Annotated in this window: 15 protein-coding genes; 8 read left to right on the top strand and 7 right to left on the bottom strand. The window is 63.5% G+C overall.

Features of this window, described 5'->3' with window-relative positions:
- Positions 1-377 precede the first annotated feature (377 nt).
- From treS to ACLEJP_RS14755, 3 genes are all read left to right on the top strand, one after another.
- The gene (gene treS / locus ACLEJP_RS14745; protein ID WP_440807483.1) at positions 378-2,444 is read left to right on the top strand and encodes a maltose alpha-D-glucosyltransferase; all 2,067 of its coding nucleotides are present in this window, start codon (positions 378-380) and stop codon (positions 2,442-2,444) included.
- A gap of 81 nt (positions 2,445-2,525) precedes the next feature.
- Entirely contained in the window at positions 2,526-3,152 is a 627-nt protein-coding gene (locus ACLEJP_RS14750) for a riboflavin synthase subunit alpha (protein ID WP_289131417.1), read from the top strand.
- Between the two features lie 9 nt (positions 3,153-3,161).
- Positions 3,162-3,863, top strand: coding sequence for a YoaK family protein (locus ACLEJP_RS14755; protein WP_440807486.1), 702 nt, complete (start codon positions 3,162-3,164; stop codon positions 3,861-3,863).
- On the opposite strand, the gene proP is transcribed toward ACLEJP_RS14755, so the two are convergent.
- The 5 genes from proP to glaH all read right to left on the bottom strand — a co-directional run bounded on the left by proP (position 3,864) and on the right by glaH (position 10,079).
- Entirely contained in the window at positions 3,864-5,366 is a 1,503-nt protein-coding gene (gene proP, locus ACLEJP_RS14760; RefSeq protein WP_440807489.1) for a glycine betaine/L-proline transporter ProP, read from the bottom strand. It abuts the gene before it with no gap.
- A 154-nt stretch (positions 5,367-5,520) separates the two neighbouring features.
- Positions 5,521-6,495: a porphobilinogen synthase gene (gene hemB, locus ACLEJP_RS14765; RefSeq protein WP_440807491.1), complete on the bottom strand. Its 975-nt coding sequence runs from the start codon at positions 6,493-6,495 to the stop codon at positions 5,521-5,523.
- Positions 6,496-6,615: 120 nt separating this feature from the next.
- Positions 6,616-7,509 carry a PA4780 family RIO1-like protein kinase gene (locus tag ACLEJP_RS14770; protein ID WP_440807493.1) on the bottom strand — a complete coding sequence of 298 codons (894 nt, stop codon included), beginning with the start codon at positions 7,507-7,509 and terminating at the stop codon, positions 6,616-6,618.
- A gap of 228 nt (positions 7,510-7,737) precedes the next feature.
- Complete coding sequence (gene lhgO / locus ACLEJP_RS14775) at positions 7,738-8,988, bottom strand: L-2-hydroxyglutarate oxidase (protein WP_440807496.1); 1,251 nt, start codon at positions 8,986-8,988, stop codon at positions 7,738-7,740.
- Positions 8,989-9,101: 113 nt separating this feature from the next.
- Positions 9,102-10,079, bottom strand: a complete 978-nt coding sequence (glaH, locus tag ACLEJP_RS14780) for a glutarate dioxygenase GlaH (protein WP_440807499.1) — start codon at positions 10,077-10,079, stop codon at positions 9,102-9,104.
- A 198-nt stretch (positions 10,080-10,277) separates the two neighbouring features.
- Here glaH and csiR point away from each other — a divergent pair, with 198 nt between their 5' ends.
- From csiR to ACLEJP_RS14795, 3 genes are all read left to right on the top strand, one after another.
- Positions 10,278-10,976 carry a DNA-binding transcriptional regulator CsiR gene (gene csiR, locus ACLEJP_RS14785; RefSeq protein ID WP_440807502.1) on the top strand — a complete coding sequence of 233 codons (699 nt, stop codon included), beginning with the start codon at positions 10,278-10,280 and terminating at the stop codon, positions 10,974-10,976.
- A gap of 102 nt (positions 10,977-11,078) precedes the next feature.
- Positions 11,079-11,759 (top strand): response regulator transcription factor, encoded by a 681-nt coding sequence (locus ACLEJP_RS14790; protein WP_225778030.1) that lies wholly within the window; start codon positions 11,079-11,081, stop codon positions 11,757-11,759.
- Complete coding sequence (locus ACLEJP_RS14795) at positions 11,737-13,128, top strand: sensor histidine kinase (protein WP_440807505.1); 1,392 nt, start codon at positions 11,737-11,739, stop codon at positions 13,126-13,128. Before ACLEJP_RS14790 ends, ACLEJP_RS14795 begins: the two co-directional genes overlap by 23 nt.
- 34 nt (positions 13,129-13,162) lie before the next feature.
- Here the strand turns inward: ACLEJP_RS14795 and cysS are convergent, their stop codons facing one another.
- Entirely contained in the window at positions 13,163-14,545 is a 1,383-nt protein-coding gene (cysS, locus tag ACLEJP_RS14800) for a cysteine--tRNA ligase (protein WP_440807507.1), read from the bottom strand.
- Positions 14,546-14,554: 9 nt separating this feature from the next.
- Positions 14,555-16,258, bottom strand: coding sequence for a glutamine--tRNA ligase/YqeY domain fusion protein (locus ACLEJP_RS14805; protein ID WP_440807509.1), 1,704 nt, complete (start codon positions 16,256-16,258; stop codon positions 14,555-14,557).
- Between the two features lie 248 nt (positions 16,259-16,506).
- On the opposite strand from ACLEJP_RS14805, the gene ACLEJP_RS14810 reads away from it, so the two are divergent.
- The gene (locus ACLEJP_RS14810) at positions 16,507-17,007 is read left to right on the top strand and encodes a peptidylprolyl isomerase (RefSeq protein WP_440807512.1); all 501 of its coding nucleotides are present in this window, start codon (positions 16,507-16,509) and stop codon (positions 17,005-17,007) included.
- The gene (locus ACLEJP_RS14815) at positions 17,004-17,726 is read left to right on the top strand and encodes a UDP-2,3-diacylglucosamine diphosphatase (protein WP_440807514.1); all 723 of its coding nucleotides are present in this window, start codon (positions 17,004-17,006) and stop codon (positions 17,724-17,726) included. The genes ACLEJP_RS14810 and ACLEJP_RS14815 overlap by 4 nt, the downstream gene beginning before the upstream one ends.
- The last annotated feature ends 59 nt before the right edge of the window (positions 17,727-17,785 follow it).

A 17,785-nucleotide genomic window follows, 5' to 3' on the forward strand; every position in this document is an offset into this window, starting at 1 on the left:
GGTAGCCTGTCAGCTCTGCTGCCGCAGCCAGGTACGGCGACTGAGCTTCCTGCGGGGCCTCGAGCATGGCGTGCAGGCTGTTTTCCATGACGTCGTGAGCGGCCTTGGCGCCCCCGATTTCTTCAGGCGGGATGGAGCGTGGCCGGGGCATGAGAAGGTCCTTGTCTTCCAGCAGACTGAAGACATGCACGCTATCGGGGAAGCCATTCTGTGAGAAGTCGGGGCCTTCCCAGGCCGCTGTAGGACATTTCGACTGGACCGCTCCCGGGGCTGGGTACAGGCCCCAAACGCCTTGCCTGCAACGAACGCATCCCAGTGAAACGTTCCGCCTGCAAAGCCGTCATAACCTGAGCCGGTGAACGCAATGAGGAAGCGCAATGACCCAGCCCGACCCGTCCTATGTCAAATGGCTCGAAGAGCGCGCCATGCTTCAGGCAGCCCAGCAGCGTACCCACCTGTACTCAGGCCAGTCGCGCCTGTGGCAGCAGCCTTACGCCGAAGCCCAGCCACGCCGGGCCATCGAGATCGCCTCGGTCTGGCTGACGGTCTACCCTGACGCCATCATCGCCCCCGAGGGCTGTTCGGTACTTGGCGCGCTGGCCCACGAAGCGCTGTGGAAACGCCTGTCGGAGATCGGCATCCAGGGCCTGCACACCGGCCCGATCAAGCGCTCCGGCGGCATTCAAGGCCGCGAACTCACACCCAGTGTGGACGGCAACTTCGACCGCATCAGCTTCGACATCGACCCGCTGTACGGCAGCGAGCAGGAGCTGATCCGGATGAGCCGCATGGCCGCCGCCCACAACGCCGTGACCATCGACGACCTGATCCCCTCGCACACCGGCAAAGGCGCCGACTTCCGCCTCGCCGAGCTGGCTTACGGGCCCTACCCGGGGCTGTACCACATGGTCGAGATCCGCGAGGAGGACTGGCCGTTGCTGCCGGATGTCCCCGCCGGACGCGACGCGGTCAACCTGTTGCCGGCACAGTGCGACGAACTCAAGGCCCGGCATTACATTGTCGGCCAGCTGCAACGGGTGATCTTCTTCGAGCCCGGCGTCAAGGAAACCGACTGGAGCGCCACGCCGCCGGTGACCGGGGTGGACGGCAAGACCCGGCGCTGGGTATACCTGCACTACTTCAAGGAAGGCCAGCCGTCACTGAACTGGCTGGACCCGACCTTCGCCGCGCAGCAGATGATCATTGGCGATGCCCTGCATGCCCTGGACTGCCTGGGCGCGCGCGGCCTGCGCCTGGATGCCAACGGCTTTCTCGGCGTGGAGACGCGCGCCAACGGCACAGCCTGGTCGGAAAGCCACCCGCTGTCGCTGGTCGGCAACCAGTTGATCGGCGGCATGATCCGCAAGGCGGGCGGCTTCAGCTTCCAGGAACTGAACCTGACGCTCGACGACATCGCGCAGATGTCCAAGGGCGGTGCCGACCTGTCCTATGACTTCATCACCCGGCCCGCCTACCAGCATGCACTGCTGACCGGCGACACCGAGTTCCTGCGCCTGATGCTGAAAGAGATGCATGCCTTCGGCATCGACCCGGCCTCGCTGATCCATGCCCTGCAGAACCACGACGAGCTGACCGTGGAACTGGTGCACTTCTGGACCCTGCACGCCCATGACATGTACCTGTACAAGGGCCAGACCCTGCCCGGCGGCATCCTCCGTGAACACATCCGCGAAGAAATCTACGAGCGGCTGTCCGGCGAACATGCCCCCTACAACCTGCGCTTCGTCACCAATGGCATCGCCTGCACCACAGTCAGCCTGATCGCCGCGGCCCTGGGCATCCGCGACCTTGGGCAGATCGGCCCGGCAGAGGTCGAGCTGATTCAGAAGGTGCACCTGTTGCTGGTCATGTACAACGCCATGCAGCCGGGGGTGGTGGCACTGTCCGGCTGGGACCTGGTGGGCGCCCTGCCCTTGCCCGCCGAAGCGGTGGCGCAGCGGATGACGGATGGCGATACCCGCTGGATTCACCGGGGTGCTTACGACCTGGCCGGGCTCGACCCGCAGGCCGAGGTATCGGTACGTGGCATGCCGCGTGCCCGGGCGCTGTATGGCAGCCTGGACAGCCAGCTGGAGAACGGCCATTCATTTGCCTGCAAGGTCAGGAAGCTGCTGGCGGTGCGCCAGGCCTATGGCATTGCCAGCAGCCGTCAGTTGCTGGTACCTGACGTCAGCAGCCCCGGGCTGCTGGTGATGGTGCATGAGTTGCCGGCTGGGCGCGGCATCCAGATCAGTGCGCTGAACTTCGGCCGGGAAGCGATAGCCGAGGAATTGCACTTGACCGGATTCACTCCGGGGCCGGTGGTAGACATGATCAATGAGACGGACGAAGGGGACCTGACCGAGGACGGACGGCTGATGGTCAACCTGGACCCGTACGAGGCGCTGTGCCTGCGTATCGTCAATAGCAGCGGGCATGTCTGAACCGGGCTGGCCGGTCTTGCATTTGCCGCGCCACGGGCATAGCGTTCGGAAGTTTTCTTTCTCTGTGCCCAGGAGCAACCCATGTATACCGGCATCGTCCAGGCCGTCCGCCCCCTGCTTGAAGTGACCAGCTACCCGGGCCACAACCAGTTCACCATCGACCTGACCCCGGAGCTGCTCGATGAGCTGAAGATCGGCGCCAGCGTCAGTGTCGAAGGGACTTGCCTCTCGGTCACCGAGATTGACGGCACGCGGGTCAGGTTCGACGCCATGACCGCCACCCTCGAGCGCACCAACCTGCGCTTCTTCAAGGCTGGCCAGGGCGTCAACATCGAACGTTCGGCGAAGATGAACGCCGAAGTCGGCGGCCACCTGATGGCCGGGCACATCGCCACCACTGCCGAGATCGTCGAGCTGTCGATCCAGCCGACCGGCGCCTTCATCCGCTTCCGCATGCCGGCGCAATGGGGCAAGTACGTATTTCCGCGCGGCTTCATCGGCGTCAACGGCTGCAGCCTGACGGTCGCCGATGTGGAAGACAACGTGGTCACTATCAACCTGATCCCCGAGACCCTGCGCCAGACCACCTTCGCCCGTTACCAGGCCGGCGAGTTGCTGAATATCGAGGTCGACCACCAGACCATGGTGCTGGTGGATGTGGTGGAGCGCACCATCAAGAGCACCCTCGCTCGCGAACTGCCGCGCTGAGGGCCAGGCATGCTGCCCAACGCCCTTCCCGCACGCACGGCCCGGCGACTGCGCCTGCAGATCCTGCGTGGCCGTGTCGGCCTTGGCCTGGTTGCCGGCCTGTCGGTCCTTGCCGGCATGACCGACGCCATCGGCCTGCTGGCCCTGGGCGACTTCGTGTCGTTCATGAGCGGCAATACCACGCGCCTGGCAGTGGCCATCAATGAAGCGGACCTGGCCATGGTGCTGCGCCTGAGTGGCGCTTTGCTCGGTTTTGTCGCCGGTAATGCATTGGGCGTGCTGTTGGCGCGCGGCTTCCGCCGTCGGGCCTGGCCAGTGCTGCTGGTGGTCGCCGTACTGCTGGCCTTCGCTGCAGGCTGGCGCCTGGGCAATACCTTCCCGGCGCTGCTCGCCGCCACCTTGGCCATGGGCATGATCAATGCCGTGGTGGAACAGGTGAACGGCCTGCCAATCGGCCTGACCTACGTCACCGGCGCCCTGTCACGCTTCGGCCGCGGCCTGGGGCGCTGGTTGCTGGGCGAGCGGCGCAACGGCTGGCGCGTGCAACTGGTACCGTGGGCCGGCATGCTGCTAGGCGCTGCGCTGGGCGCCTGGCTGGAGCAACGCCTGGGCCTGCAGGCGCTGGCCGGCAGCTGCTCGCTGGCCTGCGTGCTGGCCCTGGTGTCGCGCTTCATTCCCCGCTCCTGGCAGCGTGGCTACATGCCACGCTGATCAGTCGATGCGCGGGTGCTGCTGCACCAGCAACTTGCGCTTGGCCTCCAGTTCGGCAATCTGCGCATCGATGTCCTCGATCTTCTGCTCGATATTGTCATGGTGCTCCTGCAGCAGCTCGCGCGCTTCCTCGATATCCGAAGCCGCCGGTGCCGCGCCACGCAGCGGTTTATTGGCGGTTTCCTTCATGGTCAGGCCGGTGACCAGGCCCACGGCCGCGATCACCATCAGGTAATAGGCCGGCATGTACAGGTTGCCGCTGCTCTCCACCAGCCAGGCAGCCAGGGTTGGGGTAAGCCCGGCGATCAGTACCGAGATATTGAAGGCGCTGGCCAGGGCGCTGTAGCGGATGTGCGTGGGGAACATGGCCGGTAGCGTCGAGGCCATCACCCCGATGAAGAAGTTCAGCAGCACGGCAATGATCAGCAGCCCGGCGAAAATCACCCCCAGCACGCCGCTGTTGATCAGCATGAAGGCAGGGATGGCCAGCACGAAAAGGCCGACGCTGCCGACGATGATGAACGGGCGCCGGCCGAACTTGTCGCTGAGCAGGCCGATCATCGGCTGCACGAACAGCATGCCGACCATGATCGCGATGATGATCAGCACGCCGTGGTCTTCGCTGTAATGCAGGTTGTGCGACAGGTAGCTGGGCATGTAGGTGAGCAGCATGTAGTAGGTGACGTTGGTGGCGATTACCACGCCGATACAGGTCACCAGGCTGCGCCAGTGCTGGGTGGCGACTTCCTTGAACGAAACCTTGGGCCCGGCGGCCAGCCCTTCGCGGTCGCCTTGTTCCAGTTTGTCTACGTGCTGCTGGAAGGCCGGCGTCTCCTCCAGCGCGTGGCGCAGGTAGAGGCCGATGATGCCCAGCGGCAGGGCGAGGAAGAACGGCAGGCGCCAGCCCCAGTCAAGGAACTTGTCCTCACCCAGCACGGTAGAGATCAGCACCACCACACCGGCCCCCAGCACGAACCCGGCAATCGAGCCGAAGTCCAGCCAGCTGCCGAGAAACCCGCGCTTGCGGTCGGGCGCGTATTCGGCGACGAAGATCGACGCGCCGGTGTATTCGCCCCCTACCGAGAAGCCCTGGGCCATCTTCGCCAGCAACAACAGGATCGGCGCCCAGATGCCAATGCTGGCATAGGACGGTATCAGGCCGATGGCGAAAGTGCTGAGCGACATGATCACGATGGTCGCCGCGAGGATTTTCTGTCGCCCGAAACGGTCGCCCAGGGCACCGAAGAACAGCCCGCCCAATGGCCGGATCAGAAACGGTACAGAGAACGTGGCCAATGCCGCGATCATCTGCACACCAGGGTCGGCATTGGGGAAGAACACCTTGCCCAAGGCGTAGGCGACGAAGCCGTAGACACCGAAATCGAACCACTCCATGGCATTGCCCAGGGCGGCGGCGGTAATCGCCTTGCGCATCTTGGCGTCGTCGACGATGGTGATGTCCTTGAGGCCGATTGGCTGGACGCTTTTCTTGCGAGGTTTCATGTCCGTATCCCTGTCGATGAATGCTCTAAGGGATGAGATACAACGGGACACTAAATAATTCAGCGCTTAATGATTTTTCGTGCTTTGCCGACAGCTGTTGCGCACTGGTATAAGCCGCTGCGATGACAGCGGCTTACACGGGCAAAGGCCCCGGTCAGATACCGTCGCGGGCCAGGTCCATGGCGAAGTAGGTGAGGATCAGGTCGGCACCGGCGCGTTTGATCGCGCCGATGCTTTCACGTACCACGCGGCCTTCATCGATGGCGCCAGCCAGGCCGCCAAACTTGATCATCGCGTATTCGCCACTGACCTGGTATGCAGCCAGCGGCAGGCGCGAGGCGGCACGGATATCGGCAATCACGTCGAGGTAGGCGCCGGCCGGCTTGACCATCAGCACGTCGGCCCCTTCCTGCTCGTCGAGCAGCGATTCGCGCACCGCTTCGCGGCGGTTCATGGGGTTCATCTGATAGCTCTTGCGGTCGCCCTTCAGCGCGGTACCACCGGCTTCGCGGAACGGGCCATACAACGACGAAGCGAACTTGGTGGAATAGGCCATGATCGCGGTGTCGTGGAAACCGGCACCGTCAAGCGCGCTGCGGATCGCCTGCACCTGGCCGTCCATTGCCGCCGAAGGGGCGATGAAATCGGCACCGGCAGCGGCGGCGATGACTGCCTGCTTGCCCAGGTTGGCCAACGTGGCATCGTTGTCCACGCCGTGGTCATGCAACACGCCGCAATGGCCGTGGCTGGTGTATTCGCAGAAGCAGGTATCGGACATCACTACCATTTCCGGCACGGTGTCCTTGCAGATCCGCGACATGCGCGCGACCAGGCCGTTTTCGTTCCAAGTGTCGCTGCCAACGGCGTCCAGGTTGTGCGAAACGCCAAAGGTCATCACCGACTTGATGCCAGCACGGGCGTAGCGCTCGATTTCCCGGGCCAGCAGCTTCTCGGGGATGCGGTTGACGCCCGGCATGCTGGTGATCGGCACGAAGTCGTCAATGCCCTCTTCGACGAAGATAGGCAGAATCAGGTCTTCAAGGCGGAACTCGGTTTCCTGGAAGATCGTGCGCAGGGACTCGTTCTGGCGCAGGCGGCGAGGACGAACGGACGGGAATTGGTTGGACATGACTGCTCCAGGGAATTTGAACGGCGTATACCTTATGCCTGTCGCGCGCCAGTGAAAAGGCCAAATGATGAGATATTGTCGTGCGTCAAAGGCAACGGTTGCGGCGCCACAGGCAACCGGTCATTGCAGCCAGGGCGGCGTCGGCTCCTCGGCCCCGGCCGGCCCATGCTCGGCCTCGGCCCGCGCCGCACGCCGGCGCGCATCATCCCGCCGGGCTGCATCGATCTCGCGCATCACCCCCGCCACGTCGGCATCATGGGCGTCCTCCTCGAACAGCCCTGTCAGCGGGCTGTCCGGGCGCAATTCGCCCGCCTCGTACAAGGCCCACATTTCCTGCGCGTACCGGGTATTTCTCAGCTCCGGCGCAAAACGCCCGAAATAGTGCGCCATGTTGGCCACATCGCGCTGCAACATGCTGAAGGCATGGTTGTTGGCCGCCGCATCCACGGCCTGCGGCAGGTCGATGATCACCGGGCCGTCGGGACCGAGCAGCACGTTGAACTCCGACAGGTCGCCATGCACCAGCCCGGCACACAGCATCAGCACGATCTGGCGGATGACGAAGGCATGGAACGTGCGGGCTTCCTCGGCTTCCAGGTGCACGTCGTTCAGGCGAGGTGCAGCGTCGCCATCGGCATCGGTCACCAGTTCCATCAACAACACGCCGTCCTGAAAGTCGTAGGGCCGTGGCACGCGTACGCCGGCAGCGGCCAGCCGGAACAACGCCGCCACCTCGGCGTTCTGCCAGGCATCCTCGGCTTCCTTGCGGCCATACTTGCTGCCCTTGGCCATGGCCCGTGCCTGGCGGCTGTTGCGGACCTTGCGGCCTTCCTGGTACTCGGCGGCCTGGCGGAAACTGCGCTTGCTGGCTTCTTTATATACCTTCGCGCAGCGTACCTGGCTGCCGCAGCGCACGACGTACACGGCAGCTTCCTTGCCACTCATCAACGGCCGCAGTACTTCATCGACCAGGCCGTCTTCGATCAGGGGTTCTATTCTTTTCGGTGTCTTCATCAGGCTGCGTTCGGGGTCCTGGCTGTGATGACGGACATCCTCTCACAGCCGGCAGCGAGTTGCTCGTCTGTCTTCAGCGCGCCAGGGTCAGGCGCCCTGCTCCACTCCACCTGGCACCGGCCGGCTTGCACGTCACCGGCGCAGGCGCGAAAAAGCCCGCCCTGCCCTGGAGGGCGAGCAGGGCAGTACGGGTTGAATAAACGAAACCGCAGGCTGTGTACGGGTACTTCAGCTGGCTGCCCGCTGGCGCGGCACCAAGTCAGCCTTGGGCGCATTGCTGCCCTGGCGGCTGACTTGTTCACAGACCTTCTCGACAATATAGGCACCGATCGGGATGGCAGACGTGGCGGCCGGCGACGGCGCATTGCAGACGTTGACGCTACGTGCGGTGTTGACGAACAGGAAGTCGTCGATCAGCTTGCCGTCACGCGACACGGCCTGGGCACGCACACCGGCCGGGTACGGCGTAAGGTCGGCCTTGGTGATGCTCGGGCAGTACTTTTGTACCTGCTTGAGGTAGCCGCCCTTGAATAGCGAGTTCTTCATCTCGATCAGGCCCGGGCGGAAGTTCTTCGCCAGGACCTTGAGAATGCCGGGGGTGGTCAGGGTCTGGAACAGGTCGCCAGGGCTGATGTCGGTCTTGCGATAGCCCTCGCGCTTCATCGCCAGCACGGCGTTGGGGCCGACGGTGACGGTGCCGTCGATCATGCGCGTCAGGTGCACCCCGAGGAATGGCATGGACGGGTCGGGAATCGGGTAGATCAGATGGTTGACGATCTGGTTGTGCTGCTTGGGCAGCAGGTAGTACTCACCGCGGAACGGGCAGATGACGAACTCGGTACGCAGGCCCAGCATGCTCACCACGCGGTCGGCCATCAGCCCCGAGCAGGTCACCAGGAACCGGCTGCGCAGCTCGTCGCCTGGCGTGCGCACGATCACTTCGCTGGCCAGCTCCTGCAAGCCAACCACCTCGGCGCCATAACGGATTTCACCGCCGGCACGCTGGAACTCCGCGCCCATCGCCGCGGTCACCTGGGCGTAATTGACGATGCCGCTGGAGGGCACGAAGATACCGCCCAGGCCCACGATGTTCGGCTCGCGCTCGCGCAGCTCGGCCGCCGACAGCCAATAGCGCTCCAGGCCATTGGCCGCGGTGCGCTCCCACAGCGCCTTCATGCGCTGCATTTCCAGTTCGTTGGTGGCCACCAGCAGCTTGCCGCACTCGTCGAAGCGGATGCCATGCTGGGTACAGAAGGCCTTGGTGGCCTTGTTGCCTTCCAGGCAGAAGCGCGCCTTGAGGCTGCCCGGGGTGTAATACACGCCGGCGTGGATCACGCCGCTGTTGTGGCCGGTCTGGTGGCGGGCCGGGCCGGATTCTTTCTCCAACAGGAGAATCTTCGCATCCGGGTAGACCTTGACCAGGTGCATGGCCGTGGACATGCCCACAATGCCACCGCCGATGATGATGAAATCGTACACAGCCTTACCTCATACGCAGGCATTGCCTGGCTGGCTCACCAAGGCCCGCAGGGCCCTGGTGGCTTCGGTTGCTACATGGACGCATGGGCGGCTGCCCGCCCCGCGCCCTGTCATTATTGCCCGCGCTGGTACAGCGGCTTGGGGAAGGCGAGGTAACCGCGCTGGCGCATCAGCTCGCGGCGCAGGCCTTCGTGTGGCGTGAAACGATCGCGGCCATGCAGCCAGAACAGGTTGTTGATCAGCAGGAAGCTGCCCACGCCGACCGGCACCGAAAGCTTCTTCGCACTGCCTTCCAGCGATTCGGACAAGGCGTTCAGCCAGATGCCTTCTTCATAGTTTGCCGGCTGCACGAACTGGTCAATGTAGCGCATGGTCGGGCGGCCTTCAGCATCGGTGTCGAACACCGGGTGGAACACATCTTCGGCGACCTTCTTGCTCGGCGGCGCGGTCCAGCGCATTTCGCGGCGTGCCAACGGGTGGCGGAAGAACTCGTCGCACTGCTCCCAGTCATCCAGGTGCAGCAACAGCGAGTTGCCGCCCTCCATGTTCTTTTCGTCGATTTTCAGCATCAGCACGTAGTCGGTGATCTGGTTGACGAAAGTGCCGTCGTTGTGCAGCTCCATGACCCGGTGCGGCTGGCGCAGGTAGCTGTCGGAATTGTCGGTGTTGACCACCACGAAGCGGGCATAGAACTGGCCACTCATGGCGTCGTAGTTGCTGCGCCCGATCAGGTGCGCACAAGCGGTGGTGAACTTGACCATGTCTTCGGCCTGGCTCACGTCATCCAGGCCGACCGGGGTGATCAGCATGCCGCCGCTGGCGCGGTCGAGGATGGTGTTGAGCAGTACCGGACGCAGGGTGCCCTGGCACAGCTCATCGAGGATCTCGCCGACGCGGAAACGCAGGAACGACTTGTATTCCAGCGCCTGCACCGGCCACTGGGCAACGGCCTGGACGAACGCTTCGACCGTTTCGCGGGCAAAGGTGATCTCCAGCAGGCGCGGCGACTGTGGTGAAGGGGCGATGGTAAAACCATGCGGTTCGAGCGGCAGTGGCATCACAAGTTCGTCGATCTGCGTAAAGGCATTCATGGCAAAGTCCTGGCAAGAAAAGGTGAGTGTCGCCGCCCGGTCATGACGTGGATCTGTGCGGGCGACACAAAAAATATCGCCACAAACTAAAAATGTCTACATTTTTGTGTTTAGGCGACAAACCAGTAATTTGTCCATTGTTTTTCGCCAGCAGGCGCTTTCGGTATGATCGCCAAAACGGTTTGAGGAATCAGCACCTTGGAAGCGCTCACCCCCCGACAAAACTCAGCATTCAGCGGGTATGAGAGGCTCAAGAAGGACATCATCCGCGGCGTGTTCAAGCCCGGGGAAAAGCTGTTGATGAGCACGCTGAAGGAACGTTACGACCTGGGCGTCGGCCCTTTGCGTGAGGCACTGTCGCAGCTGGTTGCCGAGCATCTGGTCAACGCGATCAGCCAGAAGGGCTACCGCGTGGCCCCCATGTCGCTGGAGGAAATGAACGACATCTACGATGCCCGCGCCAACCTGGAGGCGATGATCATCACCCTGGCCATCGAGCGCGGGGATGATGCCTGGGAAGCGTCGGTACTGGCCCACTCGCATACCCTGGCCAAGGTGGTGGAGGTGAAAACCCGCGAGCAGCGCCTGGATGTCTGGGATGAACGGCACAAGGCGTTCCACACTGCGATCGCGTCGGGTTGCGGCTCCCGGCATCTGCTGCAGGCGCGCACCTACCTGTTCGACCAGGCCGAACGCTACCGCCACCTGTGGCTGACCCAGACGGTGTTTTCCGAGCAGGCCCTGGAACTCAAGCGCCAGGAACATGCGGCACTGGTCGAAGCGCTTCTCGCCCGGGATGCCAGGCGCGCCAGTGCCATGATGCGTTCACACCTGATGACCCCGGTGCCGATCATTGCCCAGATCATGCATGCCGAAGGCATCGGCGCGCGCTTGTAGGAGCTGCCCTGCCCGGCCAGGCGCGTAGATGAATTTTTCTTAAATCGCCGGTTGGCTATTCTTTGGCACAATCCACTTTCCATCAGATGCCCGGAAACCAGCATGCCTCGCGTACTGACCATCGAAGACGACGCCGTCACCGGCCAGGAAATCGTCGCCGAACTTACCAGCCACGGCCTGGAAGTGGATTGGGCCGACAACGGCCGTGAAGGCCTGGCCAAGGCCATTGCCGGCGGCTACGACCTGATCACCCTGGACCGCATGCTGCCCGAGGTCGACGGCCTGACCATCGTCACCACCCTGCGCAACCTCAAGATCGCCACGCCGATCCTGATGATCAGCGCCCTCTCGGATGTCGACGAACGGGTGCGCGGCCTGCGTGCCGGCGGTGACGACTACCTGACCAAACCGTTCGCCTCCGACGAGATGGCCGCACGGGTCGAGGTCCTGCTGCGCCGCAACAGCGTGCCCGTCACCCAGACCCGCCTGCAAGTTGCCGACCTGCAACTGGACCTGATCAGCCACGAGGCCCGACGCGGCGACCAGACGCTCAACCTGCTACCCACCGAATACAAGCTGCTGGAATACCTGATGCGCCACAGCGGCCAGGTGATCACCCGCATGATGATCTTCGAAGAAGTCTGGGGCTACCACTTCGACCCGGGTACCAACCTGATCGACGTGCACATTGGTCGCCTGCGCAAGAAAATCGACTCTCCCGGCCAGTCGCCGCTGATCCGTACGGTGCGGGGCTCCGGCTATGCCATTGCTGAACCCGTCTAAAGGCTGGAGCTCCTCGACCAGCCGCCTGCTGGCGCTGTACAGCTTTCTGTTCGTGGCCTGGAGCAGCATCCTCATGGGGGTGCTGTACTTCGAAGTGTCCAGCTACCTGAACAAACTCACCCGCCATTCCATGCTGCAGCGCCAGCACCTGTTCGCCCACATGAGCGGCAAGCAGCTGGATGACGCCCTGGTCGCCAGCCAGGCCCTGGAAGAGCGCAGCTTCGATGCCTATGGCCTGTTCGACGGCCAGCTCAAGCCGCTTGGCGGGCGCATTCGCGCCGTCCCGGCAGAACTGAAGCTCGATGGCAAGGTTCACGAACTCAAGCGCTGCCTGGACGCCGACGACCCACACATGCCGCGCGACAGCTGCGATGCCGTGGCGATCAAGGTGCAGGACGGCCGCTGGCTGGTACTGGTGCGTGACAACGGCTCGCTGTTCGTGGTCACCCGGATCATCCTGCATGCGCTGCTGTGGGGCATCTCGTTGACCCTGATCCCGGGCTTTGCCGGCTGGTACCTGCTGCGTCGCAGGCCGCTCAAACGCATCCGTGCGATCCAGGCCCAGGCCGAGCTGATCGTCGCCGGCGACCTCACCCACCGCCTGCCGTTGTCGGCCCGGCGCGACGAGCTGGACATGCTCGCGGCCATCGTCAACGCCATGCTCGACCGCATCGAGCGATTGATGCACGAGGTCAAGGGTGTGTGCGACAACATCGCCCACGACCTGCGCACCCCACTCACGCGCCTGCGCGCCCAGCTGTACCGCATTCGCCAGCAGAGCGACAGCGACTCCACCCAGGCCGAGGCGCTGGACCAGGCGATCGGCGAAACCGACACCCTGATGGCGCGTTTTCGCGGGCTGTTACGCATCAGCGAACTGGAAGACCGGCAACGCCGCGCCGGCTTCGTACAGCTGGACCCACACGCGTTGCTGGTGGAGCTGCATGACTTCTACCTGCCACTGGCCGAGGATGGCGGCATTCGCCTGGAACTGCAGCAGCCCACGGAACTGCCGGCATTGCATGGTGACCGCGAGCTGTTGTTCGAAGCCTTGGCCAACCTGGTGGGCAACGCTATCAAGTTCACCCCGGAGGGTGGCCAGGTGCGAATCAGCGCCACGCAGGACGACAACAGCCTGCAGCTTGCCATCGAGGACAGTGGGCCGGGTATTCCCGAAGAAGAACGGGCTGCGGTACTGAAGCGCTTCTATCGCAGCGAAGAAGGCCATCGCCATGCGGGGTTCGGGCTGGGGCTGTCGATCGTTGCGGCGATCGTCGACCTGCACGGGTTCGGGCTGGAGGTAGGAGCAAGCGGGTTGGGTGGGGCCAGGCTGGTTCTGCATTGCCCGTTGGCCGCGTCAGGCAAGTGAACAAAGGGGCTGCTTGGCAGCCCCTTGTCGGCGATCAGTCAGCCAGACGCCAGGTAGTACTGCCCTTGCTGTCCTCCAGCACGACCCCCATGGCGGTCAGCTGGTCGCGAATACGATCGGATTCGGCCCAGTTCTTGTCCGCACGCGCCTGCAGGCGCGCCTGGATCAAGCCATCGACCTCGGCGGCATCGACCTTGCCTTCGGCACCGGCACGCAGGAAGTCATCGGCGTCCAGCTGCAGCACCCCCAGCACGTCACCCAGCTCGCGCAGGCGACCCGCCAGGCCGGCAGCCGCATCCGGATCGCTGTCGCGCAGGCGGTTGATCTCGCGCACCAGGTCAAACAATACGGCGCAGGCTTCAGGCGTGCCGAAGTCGTCGTTCATCGCCACGCTGAAGCGCTCGACAAACGCCTCCCCACCCTTGGCCGGCACGCGCGGCAGGCCGCGCAAGGCATGATAGAAGCGCTCCAGGGCACCCTTGGCATCGCGCAGGCTGTCTTCCGAGTAGTTGATCGCGCTGCGGTAGTGGCTGGCCACCAGCAGGTAACGCACCACTTCCGGGTGGTACTTTTCGAGCACGTCGCGGATGGTGAAGAAGTTGTTCAACGACTTGGACATCTTCTCGCCGTTGATACGGATCATGCCGCAGTGCATCCAGGCGTTGGCGTACTGCTTGCCGGTGGCCGCCTCGCTCTGGGCGATCTCGTTCTCGTGGTGGGGGAACTCCAGGTCGCTGCCACCGCCGTGGATGTCGAAGCTTTCGCCCAGGCAGCAGGTAGACATCACCGAGCACTCGATATGCCAGCCCGGACGCCCCGGGCCCCATGGCGATTCCCAACTCGGCTCGCCCGGCTTGGCGCCTTTCCACAGGACGAAATCCAGCGGGTCCTGCTTGGCTTCATCAACCTCGATGCGCGCACCGATACGCAGGTCTTCGATCTTCTTGCGCGACAGCTTGCCGTAGCCGACGAACTTGCCGACCCGGTAGTACACGTCGCCGTTGCCCGGGGCGTAGGCGTAGCCCTTGTCGATCAGGGTCTGGATCATCGCGTGCATGCCGGCGATATGGTCGGTGGCACGCGGTTCCTGGTCCGGCGGCAGAATGTTCAGGCGTCGCTCGTCTTCGTGCATGGCGTCGATCATGCGCGCGGTCAAGGCGTCGAAGGTTTCGCCGTTCTCGTTGGCCCGGTTGATGATCTTGTCATCGATGTCGGTGATGTTGCGCACATAAGTCAGCTCGTAGCCGCTCTTGCGCAACCAGCGGGTAACCAGGTCGAAGGCGACCATGCTGCGGCCATGGCCGAGGTGGCAGTAGTCATATACGGTCATGCCGCACACGTACATGCGCACCTTGTTGCCATCCAGCGGCTTGAAGACTTCCTTGGCTTTGCTCAGGGTGTTGTAGATGGTAAGCACGGCGGTTCCTCAGCTGCCCCAGGAGTCACGCAGGGTGACAGTGCGGTTGAACACCGGGCGGCCCGGCTGGCTGTCTTTCAGGTCGGCGCAGAAGTAGCCTTCGCGCTCGAACTGGAAGCGGTCCTCGGGCTGGGCCTGGGCCAGCGACGGCTCGGCACGGCAACCGCGCAGCACCTGCAGCGAATCCGGGTTGATGTTGTCCAGGAAGCTGCCGCCCTCCTCGGTCTTTTCCGGGTTCGGCGAGCGGAACAGGCGGTCGTACAGGCGCACTTCGCACTCGACGCTGCCCTCGGCCGGCACCCAGTGGATAACCCCCTTGACCTTGCGCCCTTCAGGGTTCTTGCCCAGGGTGTCCGGGTCGTACGAGCAGCGCAGCTCGACGATGTTGCCGTCGGCATCCTTGATCGCCTCGTCGGCGCGGATCACGTAGCTGCCGCGCAGGCGCACCTCACCGGCCGGCTCCAGGCGCTTGTAGCCCTTCGGCGGCGCTTCCATGAAGTCGTCGCGGTCGATGTACAGCTCACGGGAGAACGGCAGCACGCGTACGCCCATGTCTTCCTTCGGGTGGCGCGGCAGCTCGAGCTGCTCGACCTGGCCTTGCGGGTAGTTGGTGATGACCACCTTCAGCGGGCGCAGCACGCACATGGCGCGTGGAGCGGTACGGTCCAGGTCGTCACGGATGCTGAACTCCAGCATCGACATGTCGACCACGCCGTCGGAACGGTTGGTGCCGATCATTTCGCAGAAGTTGCGGATCGAGGCCGGGGTGTAGCCACGGCGACGGAAGCCGGACAGGGTCGACATGCGTGGGTCGTCCCAGGCTTCGACGTGTTTTTCGTCGACCAGTTGCTTGAGCTTGCGCTTGGAAGTGATGGTGTAGTTCAGGTTCAGGCGGCTGAACTCGTACTGGCGCGGATGGGCCGGCACCGGCAGGTTGTCGAGGAACCAGTCGTACAGCGGACGATGCCCTTCGAATTCCAGGGTGCAGATCGAGTGGGTGATGCCCTCGATGGCGTCCGACTGGCCGTGGGTAAAGTCGTAGTTGGGGTAGATGCACCACTTGTCACCGGTCTGGTGATGGTGGGCATGGCGAATGCGGTACAGGATCGGGTCGCGCAGGTTCATGTTCGGCGACGCCATGTCGATCTTGGCCCGCAGCACGCGCTCGCCGTCCTTGAACTCACCGGCCTTCATGCGGGCGAACAGGTCCAGGTTCTCTTCCACGCTGCGCTCGCGGAACGGGCTGTTCTTGCCCGGCTCCTTGAGGCTGCCACGGTACTCCTTGGCCTGCTCCGGGGTAAGGTCGCAAACGTAGGCCTTGCCGCGCTTGATCAACTCGACCGCCCAGTCGTGCAGCTGGTCGAAGTAATCGGAGGCGTAGCGCACATCACCGGCCCAGTCGAAGCCCAGCCACTTGACATCGCTCTGGATGGCGTCGATGTACTCCTGGTCTTCCTTGGCCGGGTTGGTATCGTCGAAACGCAGGTGGCAGACGCCACCGAATTCCTTGGCCAGGCCGAAGTTCACGCAGATCGACTTGGCGTGGCCGATGTGCAGGTAACCGTTGGGCTCCGGCGGGAAACGGGTAACGATACGGCTGTGCTTGCCCGAGTCCAGGTCGGCCTGGATGATCGGCCGCAGGAAGTTCGCAGGGACAGCGGGGGCGCCTTTGGCAGCGGCGTTGGGCGCGTTGTCGGCAGTGGGCTTGCTCATAGGATCCTTGAATGCACGTAGCCGGCCTGGGTAGGCCGATTGAATCAAAGGGCCTATCATAGCCGAAGCAGTCAAGCTGCTGACAGTCGGGCCCGGACAAACAGGCGTGATTTATCACGGCTTTTTGCCGCAGCCTGGCAAAATGGCCAGTGCGCGCCATGTGTCGCGACCGCCTGATCCTGCGTCAGGTGGTAACCCGCGCCCTGCGCACCCTAATTCCCGATTGCCTTGAAAGAGCGAATTTCAGCATGTCCAAAGTCAAACTGAGCACCAACCACGGCGACATCGTCCTGCAACTGGACGCCGAAAAAGCGCCGCTGACTACCGAAAACTTCGTTCAGTACGTCAAGGATGGCCACTACAACGGCACCGTGTTCCACCGCGTGATCAGGGGCTTCATGATCCAGGGCGGCGGCTTCGAGCCTGGCATGAGCCAGAAGAAGACCCGCGCCAGCATCCAGAACGAAGCCGACAACGGCCTGAAGAACAAGAAGTACAGCATCGCCATGGCCCGTACCATGGAGCCGCACTCCGCCTCGGCGCAGTTCTTCATCAACGCCTCTGACAACGACTTCCTCAACCACAGCGGCAAGAACGTGCAGGGCTGGGGTTACGCGGTGTTCGGCGAAGTGATCGAAGGCCGTGAAATCGTCGATGTCATCGAAAAGGTCGCGACCGGCTCCAAGGCTGGCCACCAGGACGTGCCGAAAGACGATGTGATCATCGAGAAAGCCGAGATCATTGAGTGATCCTGCTGATCTCCGATCTGCACCTGCAAGAAGAACGCCCGGACATTACCCGGGCGTTTCTTGATTTGCTCGATGGTCGTGCCCGCCACGCCAAGGCCTTGTACATCCTCGGCGACTTCTTCGAAGCGTGGATCGGCGACGACGCCATGACACCCTTCCAGCAGTCGATCTGCCAGGCCATGCGCCGGCTGAGCGACAGCGGCACGGCCATCTACCTGATGCATGGCAACCGCGACTTCCTGATTGGCCAGGCCTTCTGTGACGCCGCAGGCTGCACCTTGCTGGCCGACCCCAGCGTGATCGAACTCGCTGGCGAACCGGTGTTGCTGATGCATGGCGACACCTTGTGCACGCGTGACCTGGGCTACATGAAGATGCGCCGTTTGCTGCGCAACCCGCTGAGCCTGTGGATCTTGCGCCACCTGCCGCTGGCGGCGCGGTACCAGTTGGCGCACAAGCTGCGCAGCGAAAGCCGCACGCAAGTACGGATGAAGGCTACCGAGATCGTCGATGTGACGCCGGAAGAAGTGCCCCAGGTAATGGCCGTGCATGGCGTACGCACATTGGTGCATGGCCATACTCACCGGCCGGCGATCCACAAGCTGGTGGTCGATGGGCAACCGGCACGACGCATCGTGCTGGGTGACTGGGACCGCCGGGGTTGGGTCTTGCAGGTTGACGAGCAGGGCTTTCAGCTGGCGCCGTTCGAGTTTTCCTGACGCTGTAGCACAAGCACTGCACCGCTTGCTGTCAGGGGTGCAGTGCCTGTGTCAGCGCC

This window comes from Pseudomonas sp. SMV7 (assembly GCF_052041995.1).
Lineage (GTDB): Bacteria > Pseudomonadota > Gammaproteobacteria > Pseudomonadales > Pseudomonadaceae > Aquipseudomonas.

What these genes read in the sequence shown, in the direction of transcription:
- treS (WP_440807483.1), top strand. Translation starts at nt 378, where the DNA reads ATGACCCAGCCCGACCCGTCCTATGTCAAATGGCTCGAAGAGCGCGCC.
- ACLEJP_RS14750 (WP_289131417.1), top strand. Translation starts at nt 2,526, where the DNA reads ATGTATACCGGCATCGTCCAGGCCGTCCGCCCCCTGCTTGAAGTGACC.
- ACLEJP_RS14755 (WP_440807486.1), top strand. Translation starts at nt 3,162, where the DNA reads ATGCTGCCCAACGCCCTTCCCGCACGCACGGCCCGGCGACTGCGCCTG.
- proP (WP_440807489.1), bottom strand. Translation starts at nt 5,366, where the DNA reads ATGAAACCTCGCAAGAAAAGCGTCCAGCCAATCGGCCTCAAGGACATC.
- hemB (WP_440807491.1), bottom strand. Translation starts at nt 6,495, where the DNA reads ATGTCCAACCAATTCCCGTCCGTTCGTCCTCGCCGCCTGCGCCAGAAC.
- ACLEJP_RS14770 (WP_440807493.1), bottom strand. Translation starts at nt 7,509, where the DNA reads ATGAAGACACCGAAAAGAATAGAACCCCTGATCGAAGACGGCCTGGTC.
- glaH (WP_440807499.1), bottom strand. Translation starts at nt 10,079, where the DNA reads ATGAATGCCTTTACGCAGATCGACGAACTTGTGATGCCACTGCCGCTC.
- ACLEJP_RS14790 (WP_225778030.1), top strand. Translation starts at nt 11,079, where the DNA reads ATGCCTCGCGTACTGACCATCGAAGACGACGCCGTCACCGGCCAGGAA.
- ACLEJP_RS14795 (WP_440807505.1), top strand. Translation starts at nt 11,737, where the DNA reads ATGCCATTGCTGAACCCGTCTAAAGGCTGGAGCTCCTCGACCAGCCGC.
- ACLEJP_RS14805 (WP_440807509.1), bottom strand. Translation starts at nt 16,258, where the DNA reads ATGAGCAAGCCCACTGCCGACAACGCGCCCAACGCCGCTGCCAAAGGC.
- ACLEJP_RS14810 (WP_440807512.1), top strand. Translation starts at nt 16,507, where the DNA reads ATGTCCAAAGTCAAACTGAGCACCAACCACGGCGACATCGTCCTGCAA.